Genomic DNA, 18,801 nt, shown 5'->3' on the forward strand with positions numbered 1-18,801 from the left:
TTGCGGCCATGCCTGAACATTGGACCGTCCTGGTCACCGGTGCTTCCAGCGGGATCGGCGCGAGCGCGGCCCGGATCTTCGTCGAGCGCGGGCACCGCGTCTTCGGTACCAGCCGTAATCCGGACACCATCACCGACCGCATCGCCGGGGTGCAGTATCTGCGGCTGGACCAAACCGACAAGGCCAGCATCGCCGAATGTGTCGCGCAGGCGGGCGAGGTGGACATCCTGGTCAACAACGCCGGAGAAAGTCAGATCGGCGCGCTGGAAGACATCTCCATCGATGACTTCGAGAAGCTGTATACCACCAATGTCTTTGGGCCCGTGGCGCTTACCAAAGCGGTGCTACCCGGGATGCGGGAACGGCGCCGCGGCGCCATCGTGATGGTGGGGTCGATGGCAGGCACCTTGCACGTGCCCTTTCGGTCGACCTACAGCTCGGCTAAATCGGCATTGCACACCGTGGCCGACTGCCTGCGGTACGAGGTCGCGCCGTTCGGGATAACGGTAAGCACCGTGGAACCCGGCGTCATCGCCACGGGGATCGAGACGCGGCGCAATCGCATCGTGGCCGAGGGATCCGCCTACCGCGAAGCATTCCGGACGGTCGACGCGGCCATGGCCGCGCGGGAACAGCACGGCATGGCCACCGATGACCTGGCCCGCCTGGTTGTGGACGTGGCGCTGAATCCGAACCCGAAGCCTTTGTACGCCAAGGGCAGTAACGCCCCGCTCATCATGGCCGCGCAACGGCTACTGCCCGCCCGGCTGTTCCTGAAGTTCTTGGCGCGCATGCACGGACTGAAGGTGGGGTAGGGCGTGTTTCCCATATCTCCCCAAGGGGCCCACCCCACGGGCTCGTCGGATGCCTTCCACTCCAAGGACATCGGCAGGCTGCTGCTGCAATGCCCCGACCGGATCGGCGTGGTCGCCGCCGTCAGCGCGTTCCTGGCCGAGGCCGGCGCGAGCATCATCTCGCTGGCGCAGTACTCGACGGAACCGCAGGGTGGCTGGTTCATGCAGCGCACCGTCTTTCACCGTTCCGGGCTCAGCGCCGCACGCGAAGACATGGAGAAGCGATTCGCTTCCATCGCTGAAGAATTCGACATCCAGTACCGATTCAGTGAGGCCGCCAAGCCCAAGAGAGTCGCGATCATGGTGTCGCGTACAGATCACTGCCTGCTGGACCTGTTGTGGCGCAACCGTCGCGGCGAACTCGACATGTCGATCGTGATGGTGATCTCCAACCACCCCGATCTTGCCGATCAGGTGCGCTCATTTGGGCTGCCCTTCGTGCATATCCCGGCAACTCGCGAGAACCGCGCCGAAGCCGAACGCAAGCAGCTGGACCTGCTGCAGGGAAACGTCGACCTGGTGGTCCTGGCTCGATACATGCAGATCCTGTCGCCGGAATTTCTCAACGAGATCAGTTGCCCGCTGATCAACATCCACCATTCATTTCTCCCCGCGTTCACCGGCGCCATGCCGTATCGCCGTGCGCGGGAACGCGGCGTGAAAATGATCGGCGCCACAGCGCATTACGTGACAGCGGAGCTGGACGAGGGGCCGATCATCGAGCAGGACGTGATCCGGGTCGACCACACGCACACCGTCGAAGACCTGGTGCGGCTCGGTTCCGATGTGGAACGCCTGGTGCTGTCGCGTGCGGTTGCCTGGCACTGCGAGGACCGGGTCATGCGACACGGCAACGTCACCGCGATCTTGTAAAAGTCCGCAGCGCCCGAGTTCCTCGGCATCCACTGTCCTGTTGCCCGCGTCTATGCGACAACTAGGGCAGTGCAGAGCCGGTAACACGTTTGTCGCATAGACGCGGGCAGGGCCGATGTGGCATGGACCTAGCGGTCGGTCTGCGTGTCGATGGTTTCGGCCAGTGCCAGATCCTTGTCGGTGATGCCACCTTCGGAATGCGTGGACAGCACGAATGTCACGGTGCGCCATCGGATATCGATATCGGGGTGATGATCGGCGGCTTCCGCGTGCTCGGCGATGCGGCGTACCGCGTCGATTCCGTCGAGAAAGGCGTCGAACTTGACCGTGCGGCGCAGGGAGTCGCCCTCGCGGGTCCACCCGGGAAGCTCGGCGAGCGCTGCGTTGATCTGGTCATCGGTGAGCAGGGCCATCAACTCAACGTATAGCGTCGACCACCATGGCGATAGTGGTCGCGGGTGCGGTGATCGATGGCGACAAGCTGCTTATCGCGCAGCGGTCCAAACCTGCCGAGTTGGCCGGACAGTGGGAGCTTCCGGGCGGCAAGGTCGCCGAGGGCGAATCGGAGCCACAGGCACTTGCCCGGGAGCTACGCGAGGAACTCGGGATCGAGGTCGAGGTTGACACCCGCATCGGCGAGGACGTCGTCGTCGGGAATCTGGTGCTGCGTGCCTATCTCGCACGCTTGCACGACGGCGGCATCCCGCACCCGCATGAGCATCTGGCCCTGCGCTGGGTCACCGCCGACGAACTCGACACGGTGGAGTGGGTCGCCGCTGACGCGGGGTGGATCCCCGCGCTGCGGGCGGCGCTAGTGGGCCCGCGCCCGGTGTAGCACCTTCTTGAGTTCCTTGTCGGAGAGCCCGTGCTGCTCGGCTTTCTGCATCTTGTGCACCACAAGAGGGCACTTCATACAGCGTGGTTTGCTCTTACAGCACTTCTTCTTGGGCTTGAGTCGTGCGACCTTGCTGGCCTTCACTGAGGGGTCCTACTTCTGGGTCTAAAAGTGTCTTGGGCTGTGTTTGTGTCTATGTCGGGCGTCACACGTGATAACGCCAGTTTCGTGAACAGGGGTCCTCACTGCCAGAATTGGCAGACGTGACCCACAGTTTCCGGAACGTAGCCATTGTTGCGCACGTCGACCACGGCAAGACAACCCTGGTCGACGCGATGCTCAAACAATCGGGTGCGCTCACGCACCGAGGTGATGACGCCGTCGAGCGCCTGATGGACTCCGGTGATCTGGAGAAGGAAAAGGGCATCACCATCCTGGCCAAGAACACCGCGGTGCACCGGCACCATGCGGATGGCTCCATGACGGTCATCAACGTCATCGACACCCCCGGCCACGCCGACTTCGGCGGCGAGGTGGAGCGCGGCCTGTCGATGGTCGACGGAGTGCTGCTGCTGGTGGACGCCTCCGAGGGGCCCCTCCCGCAGACCCGGTTCGTGCTGCGCAAGGCGCTTTCCGCGCACCTGCCGGTGATCCTCGTCGTCAACAAGACCGACCGACCCGATGCGCGCATCGCCGAGGTGGTCGAGGAGAGCCACGACCTGCTGCTCGATGTGGCCTCTGACCTCGATGAGGAAGCACAGGCGGCCGCGGAGAAGGCGCTCGATCTGCCCACGCTGTACGCATCGGGCCGCGCCGGCATCGCCAGCACCACCGAGCCCCCGAACGGGGAGAACCCGGACGGCGAGAACCTCGACCCGCTCTTCGACGTCCTGCTCGAGCACATCCCGCCGCCCAAGGGTGACCCCGAGGCGCCGCTGCAGGCCCTCGTCACCAACCTGGATGCTTCGGCGTTCCTGGGTCGGCTCGCGCTGATCCGCATTTACAACGGACGGATCCGCAAGGGTCAGCAGATCGCCTGGATGCGCGAAGTAGATGGCCACCCCGTCATCACCAACGCGAAGATCACCGAGCTGCTCGCCACCGAGGGTGTCGACCGCAGCCCCACCGAAGAGGCGGTCGCCGGTGACATCGTCGCCGTTGCGGGTATGTCGGAGATCATGATCGGCGACACGCTCGCCGACCCCGATCACGCGCACGCGCTGCCGCGCATCACCGTCGATGAGCCCGCCATCTCGGTGACCATCGGCACCAACAGCTCACCGCTGGCCGGCAAGGTGTCGGGGCACAAGCTGACCGCACGCATGGTCAAGTCGCGGCTGGACTCGGAGCTCGTCGGCAACGTGTCCATCAAGGTCGTCGACATCGGCCGTCCAGACGCCTGGGAGGTGCAGGGCCGTGGAGAGCTGGCGCTGGCCATCCTCGTCGAACAGATGCGCCGTGAGGGCTTCGAACTGACCGTTGGCAAGCCTCAGGTGGTCACCCGGCAGATCGACGGCAAGCTGCACGAGCCGTTTGAGGCCATGACCATCGACTGTCCCGAGGAATTCGTGGGTGCCATCACTCAGCTGATGGCCGCCCGCAAGGGCCGCATGGAAGAGATGGCCAACCATGCCGCGGGATGGGTCCGCATGGACTTCATCGTGCCGTCGCGTGGCCTCATCGGATTCCGCACCGACTTCCTGACGCTGACCCGCGGCACCGGCATCGCGAACGCCGTCTTCGAGGGTTACCGCCCGTGGGCGGGCGAGATCCGCGCGCGGCACACCGGATCGCTCGTGTCCGACCGGACCGGCAGCATCACCCCATTCGCGATGATCCAGCTCGCCGACCGCGGGCAGTTCTTCGTGGAGCCCGGTGAAGACACCTACGAGGGCCAGGTCGTCGGGATCAACCCGCGTGCCGAGGATCTTGACGTCAACGTCACCCGCGAGAAGAAGCTGACGAACATGCGCTCGTCGACCGCCGATGTCATGGAGACCCTGGCACGGCCCATCGAGCTCGACCTCGAGCAGGCCATGGAGTTCTGCGCGGCCGACGAATGTGTCGAGGTGACCCCGGAAATCGTGCGCGTGCGCAAGGTTGACCTGGATGCCAACACCCGGGCGCGCAATCGCTCACGCGCGAAGGCAGCCGCCAACAACAGCTAGGTTTGGCCGATGGCCTGTCGTATCAGCGAGCTCGTGCTCGATTGTCGCGACCCGGAGGCGCTGGCACGGTTCTGGTGCGAGGTTCTGGACTTCGTCGTGCTGAGTCGTGAGGAAGACGGCTCGCTGGAGATCGGACCCCGCGAGGGGTTCGGCGGCCCGCAGCCGACGCTGTTCCTGAGTTTCAGTGCTGAGCCGCGCTCCGGGAAATCGCGGCTGCATATCGACGTCAACCCCACCGACCGCGATCAGGACGCCGAGCTCGAACGCCTCCTGAAGCTCGGCGCACGTCCGGCCGACATCGGTCAGACCGGCCAGGAGCAATGGCATGTCTTGGCCGACCCCGAAGGCAACGAGTTCTGCCTGCTCAAAGCTCGCCTCAAGGAGCTTTGAGGCTCGCTGTCTCGCATCGCCGCCGGAATGGGAGCAGACTGCATGGCGTTGTTGATTTCAACTCCATCAAGCGCCTCGTGGTTCACAACGCACAGCGGTATCTCGTCAACCCGGTGGGACGAAAACTGCCGGTCGTGATGCTGGAAACCACAGGCCGCAAATCCGGACAGCCGCGGCACACCGCGATCGGCGGGCGCCTCGTCGGTGACCAATTCTGGTTGGTCTCCGAACATGGCGATCACTCCGACTATGTGCGCAACATCAAGGCCAACCCGGCGGTGCGGCTGCGAATCCGCGACCAATGGCGCACCGGCACCGCGCACCTGCTTCCCGAGGATGACGCCCGCGCGCGGCTGCAGCAGCTGCCGACGGCCAATAGTGCGGTGGTCCGTGCCGTGGGCACCGAACTTTTGACCGTCCGGGTCGACCTCGACTGACTTTGGTAACGGCGGTTGCCCTGGCTCAATGAACTCGTTTGAGGGATAACGGCTTTCGCGATCACTCGAAGGGGCCTGTGGGTACTATCGCGATATGGAGCAGACCCAGCCCACATCGCGCATCATCGAACAGAACGTGGCGGCGGCGCAGGAGCTTCCGTTCGCCAATACCGCGGACCAGGACGACGCCGACAGGGGATTCATCGCGGCCCTGGAACCGGGCATCGTCACCGATGATTCCGGAAAAACAGTGTGGGACAACGACTCCTACGGCTTCTTGCGTGACAGCTGCCCGGCATCGGTGCACCCGAGCCTGTGGCGGCAGTGCGGCCTGAACATCAGGCAGGGGCTGTACCTCGTCACTGAGGGCATCTACCAAGTACGCGGCCTGGATATCTCCAACATGACGCTCGTCGAGGGGGAGCGCGGGGTCATCGTGATCGACCCGCTGGTGTCCGCGGAAACCGCCGCTGCCGCATTGGCGCTCTACCGGAGTCATCGGGGCGATCGCCCGGTGACCGGGCTGATCTACACCCATTCCCACGCCGACCATTTCGGGGGCGCGCTGGGGGTGGTGAGCGCGGAGGATGTCGAGGCGGGTCACTGCCCAGTCCTGGCCCCGGCGGGATTCCTGGAACATGCGGTGGCCGAGAACGTGTATGCGGGAACCGCGATGACGCGCCGGGCTGTGTACATGTACGGTGCCGTGCTGCCGAGGGGGCCGCTGGGGCAGGTGGGCTCCGGCCTGGGCCAAACCAATTCCATCGGCACCGTCACGCTGATTCCGCCGACTCTCGACATCACCCATACCGGGCAGGAAGAGACCATAGACGGAGTGCGCATGGTCTTCCAGCTCACGCCGGGCACCGAGGCGCCCGCGGAGATGAATTTCCACTTCCCGCAGCGCCGCGCGCTCTGTATGGCCGAGAACGCCACGCACACCCTGCACAATCTGCTGACCCTGCGCGGCGCACTGGTCCGTGATCCGCACGTGTGGGCGCGCTACATCACCGAGGCCATCAACCTGTACGCGCGTGCTTCCGACGTGGTGTTCGCCTCGCACCATTGGCCCACCTGGGGGACCGAACTTCTGGTGGAATACCTTGCCCTGCAGCGAGATTTGTATGCCTACCTGCACGATCAGACGCTGCGCCAGCTCAACCAGGGGCTGGTGGGCTCCGAGATCGCCGAGTCGCTGCAGCTTCCCCCGGCCCTTGCCAACGCGTGGCATGCGCGCGGCTACTACGGGTCGGTCAGCCACAACGTCAAGGCGATCTACCAGCGCTACATGGGCTGGTTCGACGGCAATCCGGCGCACCTCTGGGAGCATCCACCGGTCGCGAACGCGCAGCGGCACGTCGAGTTCATGGGTGGCGCCGAGGAGGTGCTACGTAAGGCGCGCATCGCCTTTGAGGAGGGCGACTATCGATGGGTGGCCCAGGTGGTCAACTATGTGATCTTCGCCGATCCGGCCAACGAAGCGGCCAAGGCGTTGCAGGCCAGCTGTTTTCAGCAACTCGGTTACGGATCGGAGAACGCCACCTGGCGTAATTTCTACCTAATGGGCGCCTACGAACTGTCTCATGGCAACGTCGGGACTCCCATCACGGTCGGTTCGCCCTCGGTGGTGGCGGCGCTGACGGTGGATCAGGTCTTTGACGCGCTTTCGCTGCGCATCAACGGCCCGAAGGCCTGGGATGAACGCTTCGTCAGCGATTGGCGTTTCACCGACGAGGATCGCGTGCACCGCGTGGAGCTGCGCAACGGCGTGCTGGTGCACTATGACCGGCCCGCGGACATCAGTGAGGCCGACGTGACCTTCACTCTTACCCGGCCGATCCTCATCAAGGTTCTGCTGGATGGCACGGACCCGGCGCAGCTTGTCGCTTCGGGCGAGATCACCGTGGACGGCGACGTGACCGGATTCGCGCGGCTGGTCGCCGTGCTCGATCAGCCCGATCCCAACTTTGCGATCGTGACCCCCTGACCGGTTGCCGCGGGCGCCACGCGCCACCCCACCGATAAGGTTGGTCCTCATGCTGATCGAGTCACCGCGCCTGCGACTGTGCGCAGTACTCGGTGTGGTGCTGCTCGCGGGGTGCTCCGTCAGCGCGCCACCGGCCGTGCAAGGCAGCGAAACCACCAATTCCACGACACCGCCGCCGCCCAAAAAAGAGCAGATCGTGGTGGGTATCGATTCGATCGGCGCCGGATTCAATCCGCACCTGCTGTCGGATCAGTCACCGGTGAACTCCGCGATCAGCTCGCTGGTGCTGCCCAGTGCCTTCCGCCCGGTGCCCGACTCGACGACCACCACCGGCTCACGCTGGGAGCTGGACCCGACGCTGCTGGTATCGGCCGAAGAGACCAGCCAAGAACCCTTCACGGTCACCTACACGATCCGTCCCGAGGCGCAGTGGACCGATAACGCGCCCATCGGTGCCGACGATTTCTCCTACCTGTGGCAACAGATGCTCGTTCAGCCCGGGACCGTCGACCCGGCGGGCTACGGAAACATCACCGACGTGCAGTCACGTGACGGCGGCAAGCGTGTGGTCGTCACCTTCGACCACAGATACCCGGCCTGGCGCGAGCTGTTCACCGATCTGCTGCCCGCGCACATCGTGAAGGACATTCCGGGCGGGTTCGCCTCCGGGCTGATCAAGTCGATGCCCGCGTCCGGGGGACGCTTCCGGGTCGACGCGATCGACCCCCAGCGTGACGAGATCCTGCTCGCCCGTAACGACCGGTACTGGGCCAAACCCGCGGTTCCCGACGAAATCCTGTTCCGGCGTGCAGGCGCGCCCACGGTGCTGGCCGACTCGATCCGTAACGGGGACACCCAGGTAGCCCAGGTGCACGGCAGTGCGGTGACCTTCGCTCAGCTGTCCAACATTCCCGGCGTGCGCACCGCGCGCATCGTCGCGCCGCGCACCTTGCAGCTGACCTTGCGCGCCGGACAGCCCACGCTCACCGATGCCAAGGTGCGCCGCGGGCTGCTCGGACTGCTGGATGTCGGGCTGCTGGCCGCGGTGGCCGCCGGCAACGACAACGCCGTCACCCTGGCGGCGGCACAGGTGCGTTCCCCCTCGGACCCCGGATACAAGCCCACCGCGCCCACTGCTCTCACCCGCGACGCGGCCCTGGCGTTACTCAAAGAGGCCGGATATGAAGCCGTCGAGGTACCGCCGGCACCCGGCGCCCCGGCAGGTCCGCCACAGATCACCCGGGACGGCGAGCCGCTGAGCCTGGTGATCGGTGCCGCTGCCAACGATCCGACGTCGGTCGCCGTCGCCAACACCGCCGCCGATCAACTGCGCAATGCCGGAGTGCGGGCCAGCGTCCTAGCCCTCGACCCGCCTACGCTGTACGGCCAGGCGATTCCGGACGGCCGCGTCGACGCCATCGTCGGCTGGCACCAGTCGGGCGGAGACCTCGCCACCGTGCTGGCCTCCCGCTACGGCTGCCCGGCACTGCAATCGAGCAAGCTGCCCGAGACCCGCACCACGACACCGCCCCCGCCACCGGCGAGCAATACGCCGGCGCCGCCTGCGCGGGAAGAATCCGTTCGCGCCCCGAGCAATCTCACCGGGTTGTGCGATGAGGGCCTGCAGGCCAGCATCGACGCCGCGCTCACCGGGCAGGCCGATGTGGGCAAGGTCGTCGATCAGGCCGAGCCGCAATTGTGGAAGATGGCAACGGTGTTGCCGATCATGCAGGACACCACCATCGCCGCGGCCGGGCCCAGTGTGCAGAACGTCGAGCTGACCGGTGCGGTTCCGGTGGGAATCGTGGCCACGGCAGGAGAGTGGAAGAAGACCCGCCCATGACCCGCCGTCTGATGCTCGTGCACGCGCACCCCGACGATGAATCCCTGACGACCGGCGGAACCATCGCGCGGTATGCCGCCGAAGGCGCCGACGTCAAGGTTGTCACCTGCACGCTCGGCGAGGAAGGCGAGGTGATCGGCGACCGCTGGGCACAGCTCGCCGTGGACCACGCCGATCAACTCGGCGGGTACCGCATCGCGGAATTGTCTGCCGCGCTGAAGCACCTCGGGGTCGAGCAACCTGTTTTTCTTGGCGGTGCCGGGCACTGGCGTGACTCCGGCATGGCCGACACCGGGCCACTGCATCCGCGGGCATTCGCCGGTGCCGATGTAGACGATGCCGTCGCGGAACTGACGCGATTGATCGACGAGCACCGCCCGCACGTCGTCATCACCTACGACCCCTTCGGGGGATATGGGCATCCCGACCACATCCAGGCGCACACGGTGACCACCGCTGCGGTCGAGCAGGCCTCCTGGAAGGTGGCCAAGCTGTACTGGACCGTCATCGCCACCAGTGCGCTGAGCGCGGGACTCGCCGCGATGAAGCAGCTGCCTCCGGGATGTGAGCCGGCCCCCGTCGACGTCATACCCACATATGCCGACGAGCAGATCAGCGCCGCCATCGACGTCTCGGCCTATCGCGACGCCAAGGCCGCCGCGCTGCGCGCGCATGCCACTCAGCTCACCGTCTCCGAGGACGGGACCTCGCTGGCGCTGTCGAACCTGATCGCGTTGCCGCTCGCGGACATCGAGCATTTTGTGCTGGTGCGTGGTGTGGCCGGTGTCGACACCGGATGGGAATCAGATCTGTTCGCCGGCGTGGAGTTGTAAGCTCGATCCATGCCACCTGATCCGGACCTGGACCCCAACCAGCAGCATTGGCAAGACCGGCTGGACAACTTCCAATGGGTCGTCGGCTCACTCGTGGCCCAGCTCGACTCCGTCCCGATTTAGACGCCTGAACGTTTATCTGCGCGCGTTCGTACTGACCGCGCTCGTTGTCGACGGCATCATCAGTGCCATTTTCGGCGCTGCTCTGCTCAACACGCGCTTTGGCGGGGTTCTGGTTCCGCTGGGCCTGGTCATCAGCGCTGTCCTCAACGTGGTGCTGGTGTGGTGCGCGCTGCAATGGGCACCGTCGACCCGATGGTCGGGGGCACCGCTGTGGGCGTTCGTGGCGACCACGACGCTGCTGTTGTTCGGCGGGCCCGGCGGTGACGTGATTTTCAGCGGGTTTGGGCCCGTGCTGCTGTTGGCGTTCGGTGTGCTGCCCGCGGCATATGTCCTACGGCGGGCGAACGTCTAGCCCAAGTACTCAGACTCGAGGACCAGGTCCTTCACCAATGTCTGGTACTCGACATGGGTCTCGTGCTCGATGGTCTGCCAGCGCTTTCCCTGCTGTTCCTTCATGTACGCGCGGTACTTGGGGGAGCCGGGGAAGCCGACGTTGTCGGCCACCACGATCGTGCCCGGATGCAGCCAGCCCCGTTCCATCAGCCGCTGCAGGTCGTCGAGGTAGACGTCCTTCCAGTGGTCGATGAACACGAAGTCCAGGCATCCCTCGGTGAATCCGTAGTCCTTGGTCAGTGTGTCCAGGGTGGTGCCGTCGTCGGCTGTGCCGGTGAGGCAGGTGGTGCGGTCGGCCAGCCCGGCGTGGGCCCAGACCCGGCGGGCCACCGAGGCGTTGGCCCCCGACTTCTCGATGGAGAAGAACTTGGCGCCGGGAGCCGCACGCGCGATCCGTAGCCCGCTGTAGCCGCAGTACGCGCCCAGTTCGAGGGCGATCTTGGGGTTGGCGCGTTTGACGGCCGCGTCGAGCAGCTGCCCCTTCTCGTCGCCGACATTCATCAGAATCGATTGGTCATACGCGAAGTTGTCGATGGCGTTGATCGCGGCGTCGACATCCCCGGCCGGGGCGGTGGCGATGACGTGCTCGGCGGTGGCCTCTTCACGGCCATCGCCCATCTGACCAGTGCGCATGACGTTCAGCCCGCCGAACACCGCACGCAGAAACGAATACCGCAGAAACGGAAGTTTCTGCTTGAGCGTTCTCGTAAGACTCACGAAGATCAGCCTAGCCATCCCGAGTGTTTTCGCAGCGTGGTCCCGTTGATGAACCCCCGAGTGGTGGGGCTTTTGGTACGGGCGGATGATCTGGGGGTGACCGACGGTTCTACAAACGTGCCCGACGACGTAACGCCGCTGCCGAATCCCGCCTTTCCCGCGCCGAAAGCGGCATCTTCTGTTCCGGATGCCGCACGCGCAGGTGGCTCATCGCCCGCACTGAGGCGGGTGCTGCGCCGCGCCCGCGATGGCGTGACGCTGAACGTCGATGAGGCCGCGCTCGCGCTGACCGCGCGGGGAGACGATCTGGTCGACCTGATGGCCAGTGCGTCGCGCGTGCGCGACGCCGGGCTGGAGTCGGCCGGGCGTCGCGGCGCGGCCGGGCGCCTGCCGGTCTCCTATTCGCGCAAGGTCTTCATTCCGGTTACCCACCTGTGCCGGGACAAGTGCCATTACTGCACCTTCGTGACGGTTCCGGGCAAGCTGCGCGCGCAGGGCCAGGGCATGTACCTGGAGCCCGACGAGATCTTGGACATTGCCCGTCGCGGCGCCGAATTGGGTTGCAAAGAGGCCTTGTTCACGCTGGGCGATCGGCCTGAGGACCGCTGGCCGGAGGCCAAACAGTGGCTCGATGAGCGTGGATACGACACCACGCTTGATTACGTGCGGGCCATGTCGATCCGGGTGCTGGAAGAGACGGGACTGCTGCCGCACCTGAACCCGGGCGTGATGACGTGGTCCGAGCTGGCACGGCTCAAGCCGGTGGCGCCTTCGATGGGGATGATGCTGGAAACCACGTCGCGGCGGCTGTTCGAGACGCGGGGCGAGGCGCACTATGGCAGCCCCGACAAGGACCCCGCGGTGCGGCTGCGCACGCTGACCGACGCCGGCCGGCTGTCCATCCCCTTCACCACCGGGCTGCTGGTGGGCATCGGGGAGAACCTGACCGAACGGGCCGAGACCATTCACGCGATCCGGAAGGTACACAAGGAGTTCGGGCACGTGCAGGAAGTGCTTGTGCAGAACTTCCGCGCCAAGCCGGACACCGCGATGAAGTCGACGCCCGACGCCGATATCGACGACTTCCTGGCCACCATCGCCGTGACCAGGCTGGTACTGGGTCCCAAGATGCGGGTGCAGTCGCCGCCAAACCTGGTGTCCCGCAGTGAATGCCTCGCGCTCATCGCGGCGGGTGTGGACGACTGGGGCGGTGTCTCGCCGCTCACGCCCGACCACGTCAATCCCGAACGCCCCTGGCCCGCAGTGGACGATCTGGCCGACGTGACCGCCGAGGCCGGATACGACCTGGTGCAGCGGCTCACCGCGCACCCGCAGTACGTGCAGGCGGGGGCGGCGTGGATCGACCCGCGGGTACGTGGACACGTGGAGGCCCTGGCCGACCCGGAAACCGGTTACGCCCTGGATATCTCGCCGACGGGATTGCCCTGGCAGGAGCCCGACGAGACCTGGGAGTCGACGGGCCGGGTAGACCTGCATGAGGCCATCGATTCGGAGGGCCGCAACACCGACACTCGTAGCGATCTGGCGAGTGCCTTCGGGGACTGGGAATCCATCCGCGAACATGTTCGTGAACTGAATGCGCGTGCCCCGGAAAAGGTGAGCGGTGACGTGCTGGCGGCGCTGCGCTCCGCCGAGAGAGATCCGGCCGGCTGCAGCGATGACGAGTACCTGGCGTTGGCGACCGCCGAGGGTCCGGCTATGGATGCTGTTGCCGCGCTGGCTGATTCGATCCGCGCGGATGTGGTCGGTGACGACGTCACGTACGTGGTGAACAGGAACATCAACTTCACCAACATCTGCTACACCGGCTGCCGTTTCTGCGCCTTCGCGCAGCGCAAGGGCGATGCCGACGCCTTCTCGCTGTCGGCCGAGGAGGTCGGAGACCGCGCCTGGGAGGCGTATGTCGCCGGTGCTACCGAGGTCTGCATGCAGGGCGGTATCGACCCGGAGCTGCCGGTCACCGGGTATGCCGATCTGGTGCGCGCGGTCAAGAAGCGGGTGCCCAGCATGCACGTGCACGCCTTCAGCCCGATGGAGATCGTCAACGGTGCGTCCAAGGGTGGCCAGAGCGTTCGTGAGTGGTTGACCGAACTGCGCGCCGCAGGTCTGGACACCATTCCGGGCACCGCCGCCGAGATCCTCGACGACGAGGTTCGGTGGGTGCTGACCAAGGGCAAGCTGCCCGCGTCGGAATGGATCGATGTCATCAGCACCGCGCACGAAGTGGGGCTGCGGTCCAGCTCCACCATGATGTATGGGCACGTCGATACGCCCAAGCACTGGGTGTCGCATCTGCGGGTTCTCTCCGGAATTCAGGACCGCACAGGCGGATTCACCGAGTTCGTACCGCTGCCGTTCGTGCATCAGAGCGCCCCGCTGTACCTGGCGGGCGCCGCGCGGCCCGGGCCCACCAACCGTGACAACCGGGCGGTGCACGCATTGGCGCGCATCATGCTGCATGGGCGTATCCACAACATCCAGACCAGCTGGGTCAAGCTGGGTATCGACGGCACACGGGTGATGCTCGAAGGAGGTGCCAACGATCTGGGCGGCACCCTCATGGAGGAGACCATCTCCCGGATGGCCGGATCTGAACACGGATCCGCCAAGACCATCGCCGAGCTGGAAGAAATCGCCGACGGCATCGGACGCCCCGCAGTGGAACGCACCACCACCTACGCGCGGCGGCCGTCCGCCGCGTAAAGCTTGGCTACGCTGAAGCCTTCACTGAGTCTGCTCGGGTGAGGCAGTTGACGTCGTGACCATCCCCGCGTGTGCCTGAGTCGCGAAGGCGCCCGACGAGGATCTCGCACGTGATGGATTCAGCCGACCAACGCGGTACGGGTAGCGCCTACCCGGAGTGGTCCACTGATGGCAGTTCATAACTCTGGGGCTGACCGCGTTCCTTGTTCATGCCTGCCTGCGCCAAAGCGTATGGGCGGCATTGCATACTGCCCTTACAGGTCGGCATCGACGTATCTCGGAAAGTACCGATAGAGCGCGGCATATCTTGCTGATTGACTTTGAGGTATTCCTACGTCAGTGGCGTTTATTTCGTTTTCTGACGGGAGGAAAGAATCGAGATGCCTGATTTCTTTGGGTGTTAATTTAGGCACATTAATTCTATACGCGTCATTGTCCGATCGATGAAAATCGAACTTGTCGAAGGCGCATGCGCGATACCCTGTCTCGTCTGATTCATTCAGAATGATGCCGCCGACGGTGAGCATCTTTACTCCGTCCGCGTATTGGAAATTGAATATCTGCTGATAATGAACTTTTAGTTCGTTATCTTTGAGTGTGTTGCGTTCGCGGATCGCAGTACGGATACGCTCGTCGATAATGTCTCGGTAGATCCCAGCTAGGCTCCATCCTCCGAGCTGGTTCGCTGTCACCTGTGCTGGCGCATAGGTATCTAGGCGATTCCGCAGGTCGTCCACTCTTTCGTCTAGCTTGCTATTAGGGTGCGCTGACGAAGAGATAAGAATGATGCTGCCCGATGGCATGTTCCGTACACATAGTGCAAGGTCATCGAGCATCGAAAGTTCTAGCGGATCGTCGTAATCGAGCCAGGTTATCGTTTTCTGGGTCCATGCGAGCTCAGGCAGAATCTCTGACGATTCACCAAACTTTAATTCAATAGCCGCAAATGGCCTGTTGAATTCGAACCTGTCCTTGTCGTCTATTTCGCGCTCGATCGACACCATTGACTGTATATTTAACGCACGGTGAAATAGGGCGAAGTCTGCGAAGTATGGAGACCCGAAGCCGATATATTGGTAATGACGCAGGGAGCTTGCCCGATCTAATGCTCGAAATGCGTCGGCTAACATCTTACGTTCGACCGCCTTAGCAGGCCTTAATCGGTAGTCGATGGCCTCGTAGCTGGGCTTCGCGTTACTCATCGTCGTCGCCGAACTCAGCTTGATAGAAATAGTCGAAGGTTCCCTCGCCAACTTCGCGGTTTGAAGATACCTCAAGCCAAGCCTTGGCCTTTTCGATCTGAGCCGCTGGCCTCGAGTACTGGATAGATTTCGTGGTTGATTTTGGCTTCGCTGTCCGGCTCGGGGAGACAAATTTAGGGGATTCTGGGACTGAGCTGATAGGAGCCGTGCTCTCCCTCTCCGCCTTCCGCACCATCTTCTCAAGGTCTTCCCTGTCTGGATGATCCTTTTCATTATCGAGGGCGTTGAGGAAATCAATCACGGGTCGCGCTACTTCGATCATTTTTGGACGTATGGCGCGGTACATCCGGTGGTCGCCATCGATGCCTTCTTTGGTTGTGGTCCATGGAAGTTTTTCGACATCGGAGCTTTCAAAGAATACGTAGCCCCTAAAACGGGCAAACTGATTGTGATACCGCGGGAGTGTCTTTCCATTCCCTTCTCCCCAACCAGTTATCGACGTTTGATCTGGGCCTAATATGAGCCTTCCGTTGCAGTAAATGTACCAGCCAGCGGATGCGGGGGCTGACCGGTCTATTCCTGCAAATATTTCAATATGCACTGGACGGTCAGAGGATTCGTCAAGCGTCTCGATAAGATGTGCGGGCTGAAGCTCGTTCGCGGAGATTAATGTCTGAATGTTGACATTAACCGGAATGGAATTCAATGTAATAGATAGACCGTCATTTATGGTCGCTTGGTGTGTGCGGGCGAGTTCTTCGATAAGTTCGTTATGGAATCTAGATTCGCTGAAATTTTCCGCTACTGAGTCGTATAGGCCATTGACTTTGATGATCGTCCCGGCGGCATCGGGCGGCGTTACTTCGTGTCGATAGGTTACGTTAGAGAAGGTCCATTCTGGGCTCTTCTCCCACTCCTTTACGTCGACGTCTAATTTGAAATACTCTTCTGCACTTTTCGAGTCGATCGAGAAGGTCTTCCCGAACTTAAAAAGTGAACGTTTCATACCTATTCCGAATTGCCCTATGGAGTTAGGGGTGTCCGGAGCTCCATCTGGACGACCGAATCGGAATGCGTAGTCGCGCGCGATTTTCCAAGGTATTCCTCCACAATTATCGCTGATTTCGAAACTATTTCCGTCAATTCTTATATTTATCCATAGATTCGCGAAGCGATTGCCTTTAACTGCTTGGGTGGGTGATCCTTTGCTTGTTTTTGGTCGAAGCCTACGAGCTCCATCAACCGAATTGTCAACGAGGTCAATTATTGCAGGTATAAGGCTTATGTCGCGCACGAGCATGGATATAAAAAAGGCCTTTGTGGGCTCCGCCTTGATGATTTCTGAAGTCATTTCCCCTCCTCCGATCCCTATGTGGCTCAGTCTAGTCAGAACTGGGTACCGCGACGGCTGCGAGCCATGCCGCCGAGTCCCTCGCGCGCTCTTTCGCCTCTTCACGAGGATCGGCGTTGGGCGACAGCAAGGCTTATGTCGGTACCTCATGTGACCATGGCGCTATGATGCCTTACCCGCACGGACTGTGACGGTTTGATGGAGAAACGTGCAATCGGAGATGCGATGTGCGATCGTCTTCGTGTGCCGCCGACAACAAACAGCTCCCGCCGTAATCGTCAGACGCGCCCGATCGCTGTAGATTTGTTTGCTGGCGCGGGGGGGTTGACGCTGGGATTTGAGCAAGCTGGGTTCGATATTGTGGCCGCAGCAGAGTATGATCCGGTCCACGCTGCCACCCACCTGTTTAACTTTCCCCAGTGTGAGATGCTTTGCCGAAACATCGCGAATCTGTCCGGAGCCGAGGTTTTGAGCGCTGCCCGTAAGGGGTTCGAGCGCATGCACCCCGACTTGATCTGGCCAGGCCGCCTTGACGCAATCGTGGGAGGTCCTCCTTGCCAAGGGTTTTCGTCTGGAGGGAAGCGTGAGGAGGGAGATGAACGTAACGAGCTTCTCTTAGAATTCGTCAGACTCGTAGAGGAGATTCAACCGCGCACCCTATGCCTAGAGAATGTTGCGGGTCTCCTTGAGGGCAGGTTTACCCATGTCCGTGAGGTGGCGTTCAATCGCCTACGTGACGCGGGATATGAATTGTCGGGCACTGAGTCGACTGTGAACAGCTTGCGATTCGCTGTGCCGCAGATGCGTCGTCGCGTTGTCGTGTTGGGGGCAAGGGAGGGAGGCGCGCCTGGTCGGCCGCGAACCATGCCGGGTGAAGTTTCGGTTGCTGATGCGCTGTCGGGGCTGCCTTCCCCGGGCCGATATGAGGCATTGTTCGATTCGGACGAAGTGCGCTTGGACGGGCGCGACTTCAAGCGGCTGCAGAGTACTTCGAGCGAGTACGCAAGATATCTGGTCGGTTTAGACCCGACCCCTGGGGACCGATCACGTCCGCGACAATGGGAAAGGCACCTCTTGACAGGATCGCGGCGTACGCGTCACGAAGCGGGCACCGTCGCCAGATTCAAGCTGACAGAGCCAGCATCGGTCGAGGCTAGGAGCCGTTTGTACCGTCTTCCAGTGAATGGGCCAGCTCGGACGCTTCGTGCAGGCACGGGCGCGGAGAGAGGTGCGCACACTTCCCCAAGGCCGATCCACCCGTTGGAAGACCGAGTCATAACGGTCCGGGAAGCGGCCAGGCTTCACGGCTATCCCGATTGGTTTCGGTTTCACACGACGAACTGGCACGGTCATCGGCAAGTTGGAAACAGTGTGCCGCCCCCCCTCGCTCGTGCGGCAGCACGGGTGCTTCTCGAGTGCCTAAGCGAGTACAAGCCGCTTCCACTCAGGGCGGCGGTGATGCTCGGTGACCCGGCGCTTTTGTGGATGTCGCGTACAGCTGCTAAGTCCATGGTCGGGGCTGTCGCGGAAGAGATGCCAGCCACTCGAAGCAGAAGGTCTTCCGATCCGGCGGACAATCTAGATGCCGTGGCTGGCGCTCAAGGCAAATCGACTAGCTGAGTTGTGCTGTTGTGTTTCGGTATCTTTCGCAGATGTCGGCTGCGACGTACTCAGCTGGTTCATGACTCCAATACCGCAGTACTGTCCACCCGGAGCGTCTGAGCAAGTATGTCGTTTCTGAATCTCTCGCGCGATTGCGGCGGATCTTTGAGCCCCAATATTGCGTATTTGACTTTGCTGGAACATGGTGTTCGGGGCATCCATGCCAGAAGCACCCGTCGATGAAAACGGCTATCCGAGCTCGGGTGAATACGATGTCTGCACGGCGGGGGATAGCTGCTACTGGCCTGTAGTCGACTCGGAAGCGAAGGCCACAGGAATGAAGCAGGCACCGGACGGCCAGCTCGGGTTTTGTGTCGCGGGAACGGTTGCCGCGCATTACTGCCCGGATTCGTGGATCGCTGTCTTCGTTGGGCACAGTGTCATCTCCGATACAGGCGGCCGTGCGAAA

At 62.9% G+C, this 18,801-nt stretch carries 17 protein-coding genes and 1 pseudogene; 12 read left to right on the top strand and 6 right to left on the bottom strand.

The genetic code is table 11. The features are described 5' to 3' along the window. Positions 1-8 precede the first annotated feature (8 nt). Positions 9-815 (top strand): SDR family oxidoreductase, encoded by an 807-nt coding sequence (locus HBA99_RS06605; protein WP_070951362.1) that lies wholly within the window; start codon positions 9-11, stop codon positions 813-815. A gap of 12 nt (positions 816-827) precedes the next feature. Further along, on the top strand, positions 828-1,727 hold the full coding sequence (gene purU, locus HBA99_RS06610; protein WP_070952308.1) for a formyltetrahydrofolate deformylase: 900 nt from the start codon (positions 828-830) through the stop codon (positions 1,725-1,727). 128 nt (positions 1,728-1,855) lie between these two features. Here the strand turns inward: purU and HBA99_RS06615 are convergent, their stop codons facing one another. Further along, the gene (locus tag HBA99_RS06615) at positions 1,856-2,140 is read right to left on the bottom strand and encodes a 4a-hydroxytetrahydrobiopterin dehydratase (RefSeq protein WP_070951361.1); all 285 of its coding nucleotides are present in this window, start codon (positions 2,138-2,140) and stop codon (positions 1,856-1,858) included. 26 nt (positions 2,141-2,166) lie between these two features. Between HBA99_RS06615 and HBA99_RS06620 the strand changes: the two genes are divergently transcribed. The 8 genes from HBA99_RS06620 to HBA99_RS06655 all read left to right on the top strand — a co-directional run bounded on the left by HBA99_RS06620 (position 2,167) and on the right by HBA99_RS06655 (position 10,695). Next, positions 2,167-2,562, top strand: coding sequence for a (deoxy)nucleoside triphosphate pyrophosphohydrolase (locus tag HBA99_RS06620; protein ID WP_070922625.1), 396 nt, complete (start codon positions 2,167-2,169; stop codon positions 2,560-2,562). A gap of 263 nt (positions 2,563-2,825) precedes the next feature. Further along, the gene (typA, locus tag HBA99_RS06625) at positions 2,826-4,730 is read left to right on the top strand and encodes a translational GTPase TypA (RefSeq protein WP_046252884.1); all 1,905 of its coding nucleotides are present in this window, start codon (positions 2,826-2,828) and stop codon (positions 4,728-4,730) included. Positions 4,731-4,739: 9 nt separating this feature from the next. Further along, positions 4,740-5,120, top strand: a complete 381-nt coding sequence (locus HBA99_RS06630; RefSeq protein ID WP_064408085.1) for a VOC family protein — start codon at positions 4,740-4,742, stop codon at positions 5,118-5,120. A gap of 38 nt (positions 5,121-5,158) precedes the next feature. After that, positions 5,159-5,557 (top strand): nitroreductase family deazaflavin-dependent oxidoreductase, encoded by a 399-nt coding sequence (locus tag HBA99_RS06635; protein ID WP_199345360.1) that lies wholly within the window; start codon positions 5,159-5,161, stop codon positions 5,555-5,557. 94 nt (positions 5,558-5,651) lie between these two features. Beyond that, positions 5,652-7,544 (top strand): alkyl/aryl-sulfatase, encoded by a 1,893-nt coding sequence (locus tag HBA99_RS06640; protein WP_070951360.1) that lies wholly within the window; start codon positions 5,652-5,654, stop codon positions 7,542-7,544. A 49-nt stretch (positions 7,545-7,593) separates the two neighbouring features. Beyond that, the gene (locus HBA99_RS06645; protein WP_070951359.1) at positions 7,594-9,387 is read left to right on the top strand and encodes an ABC transporter family substrate-binding protein; all 1,794 of its coding nucleotides are present in this window, start codon (positions 7,594-7,596) and stop codon (positions 9,385-9,387) included. Positions 9,388-9,398: 11 nt separating this feature from the next. Further along, the gene (gene mshB, locus HBA99_RS06650) at positions 9,399-10,220 is read left to right on the top strand and encodes an N-acetyl-1-D-myo-inositol-2-amino-2-deoxy-alpha-D-glucopyranoside deacetylase (RefSeq protein ID WP_070922800.1); all 822 of its coding nucleotides are present in this window, start codon (positions 9,399-9,401) and stop codon (positions 10,218-10,220) included. A 139-nt stretch (positions 10,221-10,359) separates the two neighbouring features. Beyond that, complete coding sequence (locus tag HBA99_RS06655; RefSeq protein ID WP_057968225.1) at positions 10,360-10,695, top strand: hypothetical protein; 336 nt, start codon at positions 10,360-10,362, stop codon at positions 10,693-10,695. Here HBA99_RS06655 and HBA99_RS06660 read toward each other — a convergent pair. After that, a complete protein-coding gene (locus tag HBA99_RS06660; RefSeq protein ID WP_057963917.1) occupies positions 10,692-11,453 on the bottom strand; it encodes an O-methyltransferase in 762 nt (253 codons plus the stop codon). The two genes, HBA99_RS06655 and HBA99_RS06660, sit on opposite strands and share 4 nt — an antisense overlap. 117 nt (positions 11,454-11,570) lie before the next feature. Between HBA99_RS06660 and HBA99_RS06665 the strand changes: the two genes are divergently transcribed. Continuing rightward, a complete protein-coding gene (locus HBA99_RS06665) occupies positions 11,571-14,177 on the top strand; it encodes a bifunctional FO biosynthesis protein CofGH (RefSeq protein WP_193606375.1) in 2,607 nt (868 codons plus the stop codon). A gap of 7 nt (positions 14,178-14,184) precedes the next feature. Here the strand turns inward: HBA99_RS06665 and HBA99_RS25155 are convergent. The 3 genes and pseudogenes from HBA99_RS25155 to HBA99_RS06675 form a co-directional block, all read right to left on the bottom strand. After that, a pseudogene (locus HBA99_RS25155) lies at positions 14,185-14,304 on the bottom strand (excalibur calcium-binding domain-containing protein); the annotation flags it as partial. 127 nt (positions 14,305-14,431) lie between these two features. After that, a complete protein-coding gene (locus tag HBA99_RS06670; RefSeq protein ID WP_070951358.1) occupies positions 14,432-15,379 on the bottom strand; it encodes an O-methyltransferase in 948 nt (315 codons plus the stop codon). Continuing rightward, positions 15,372-16,730: an ATP-binding protein gene (locus tag HBA99_RS06675; protein WP_070951357.1), complete on the bottom strand. Its 1,359-nt coding sequence runs from the start codon at positions 16,728-16,730 to the stop codon at positions 15,372-15,374. Before HBA99_RS06675 ends, HBA99_RS06670 begins: the two co-directional genes overlap by 8 nt. 225 nt (positions 16,731-16,955) lie before the next feature. Between HBA99_RS06675 and HBA99_RS25080 the strand changes: the two genes are divergently transcribed. Further along, complete coding sequence (locus HBA99_RS25080; RefSeq protein WP_420892102.1) at positions 16,956-18,350, top strand: DNA cytosine methyltransferase; 1,395 nt, start codon at positions 16,956-16,958, stop codon at positions 18,348-18,350. Here the strand turns inward: HBA99_RS25080 and HBA99_RS06685 are convergent. Further along, positions 18,343-18,768: a very short patch repair endonuclease gene (locus tag HBA99_RS06685; RefSeq protein WP_268968064.1), complete on the bottom strand. Its 426-nt coding sequence runs from the start codon at positions 18,766-18,768 to the stop codon at positions 18,343-18,345. The two genes, HBA99_RS25080 and HBA99_RS06685, sit on opposite strands and share 8 nt — an antisense overlap. Between the last annotated feature and the right edge of the window lie 33 nt (positions 18,769-18,801).

The organism is Mycobacteroides chelonae (assembly GCF_016767715.1).
GTDB classification, from domain to species: Bacteria; Actinomycetota; Actinomycetes; order Mycobacteriales; family Mycobacteriaceae; genus Mycobacterium; species Mycobacterium gwanakae.

Bases quoted from the DNA above. Each gene is read 5' to 3' on its own strand.
- HBA99_RS06615 (WP_070951361.1), bottom strand. From the start codon at position 2,140: ATGGCCCTGCTCACCGATGACCAGATCAACGCAGCGCTCGCCGAGCTT.
- HBA99_RS06645 (WP_070951359.1), top strand. From the start codon at position 7,594: ATGCTGATCGAGTCACCGCGCCTGCGACTGTGCGCAGTACTCGGTGTG.
- HBA99_RS06670 (WP_070951358.1), bottom strand. From the start codon at position 15,379: ATGAGTAACGCGAAGCCCAGCTACGAGGCCATCGACTACCGATTAAGG.
- mshB (WP_070922800.1), top strand. From the start codon at position 9,399: ATGCTCGTGCACGCGCACCCCGACGATGAATCCCTGACGACCGGCGGA.
- HBA99_RS06675 (WP_070951357.1), bottom strand. From the start codon at position 16,730: ATGACTTCAGAAATCATCAAGGCGGAGCCCACAAAGGCCTTTTTTATA.
- HBA99_RS06605 (WP_070951362.1), top strand. From the start codon at position 9: ATGCCTGAACATTGGACCGTCCTGGTCACCGGTGCTTCCAGCGGGATC.
- HBA99_RS06630 (WP_064408085.1), top strand. From the start codon at position 4,740: ATGGCCTGTCGTATCAGCGAGCTCGTGCTCGATTGTCGCGACCCGGAG.
- HBA99_RS06640 (WP_070951360.1), top strand. From the start codon at position 5,652: ATGGAGCAGACCCAGCCCACATCGCGCATCATCGAACAGAACGTGGCG.
- HBA99_RS06620 (WP_070922625.1), top strand. From the start codon at position 2,167: ATGGCGATAGTGGTCGCGGGTGCGGTGATCGATGGCGACAAGCTGCTT.
- HBA99_RS25080 (WP_420892102.1), top strand. From the start codon at position 16,956: ATGTGCGATCGTCTTCGTGTGCCGCCGACAACAAACAGCTCCCGCCGT.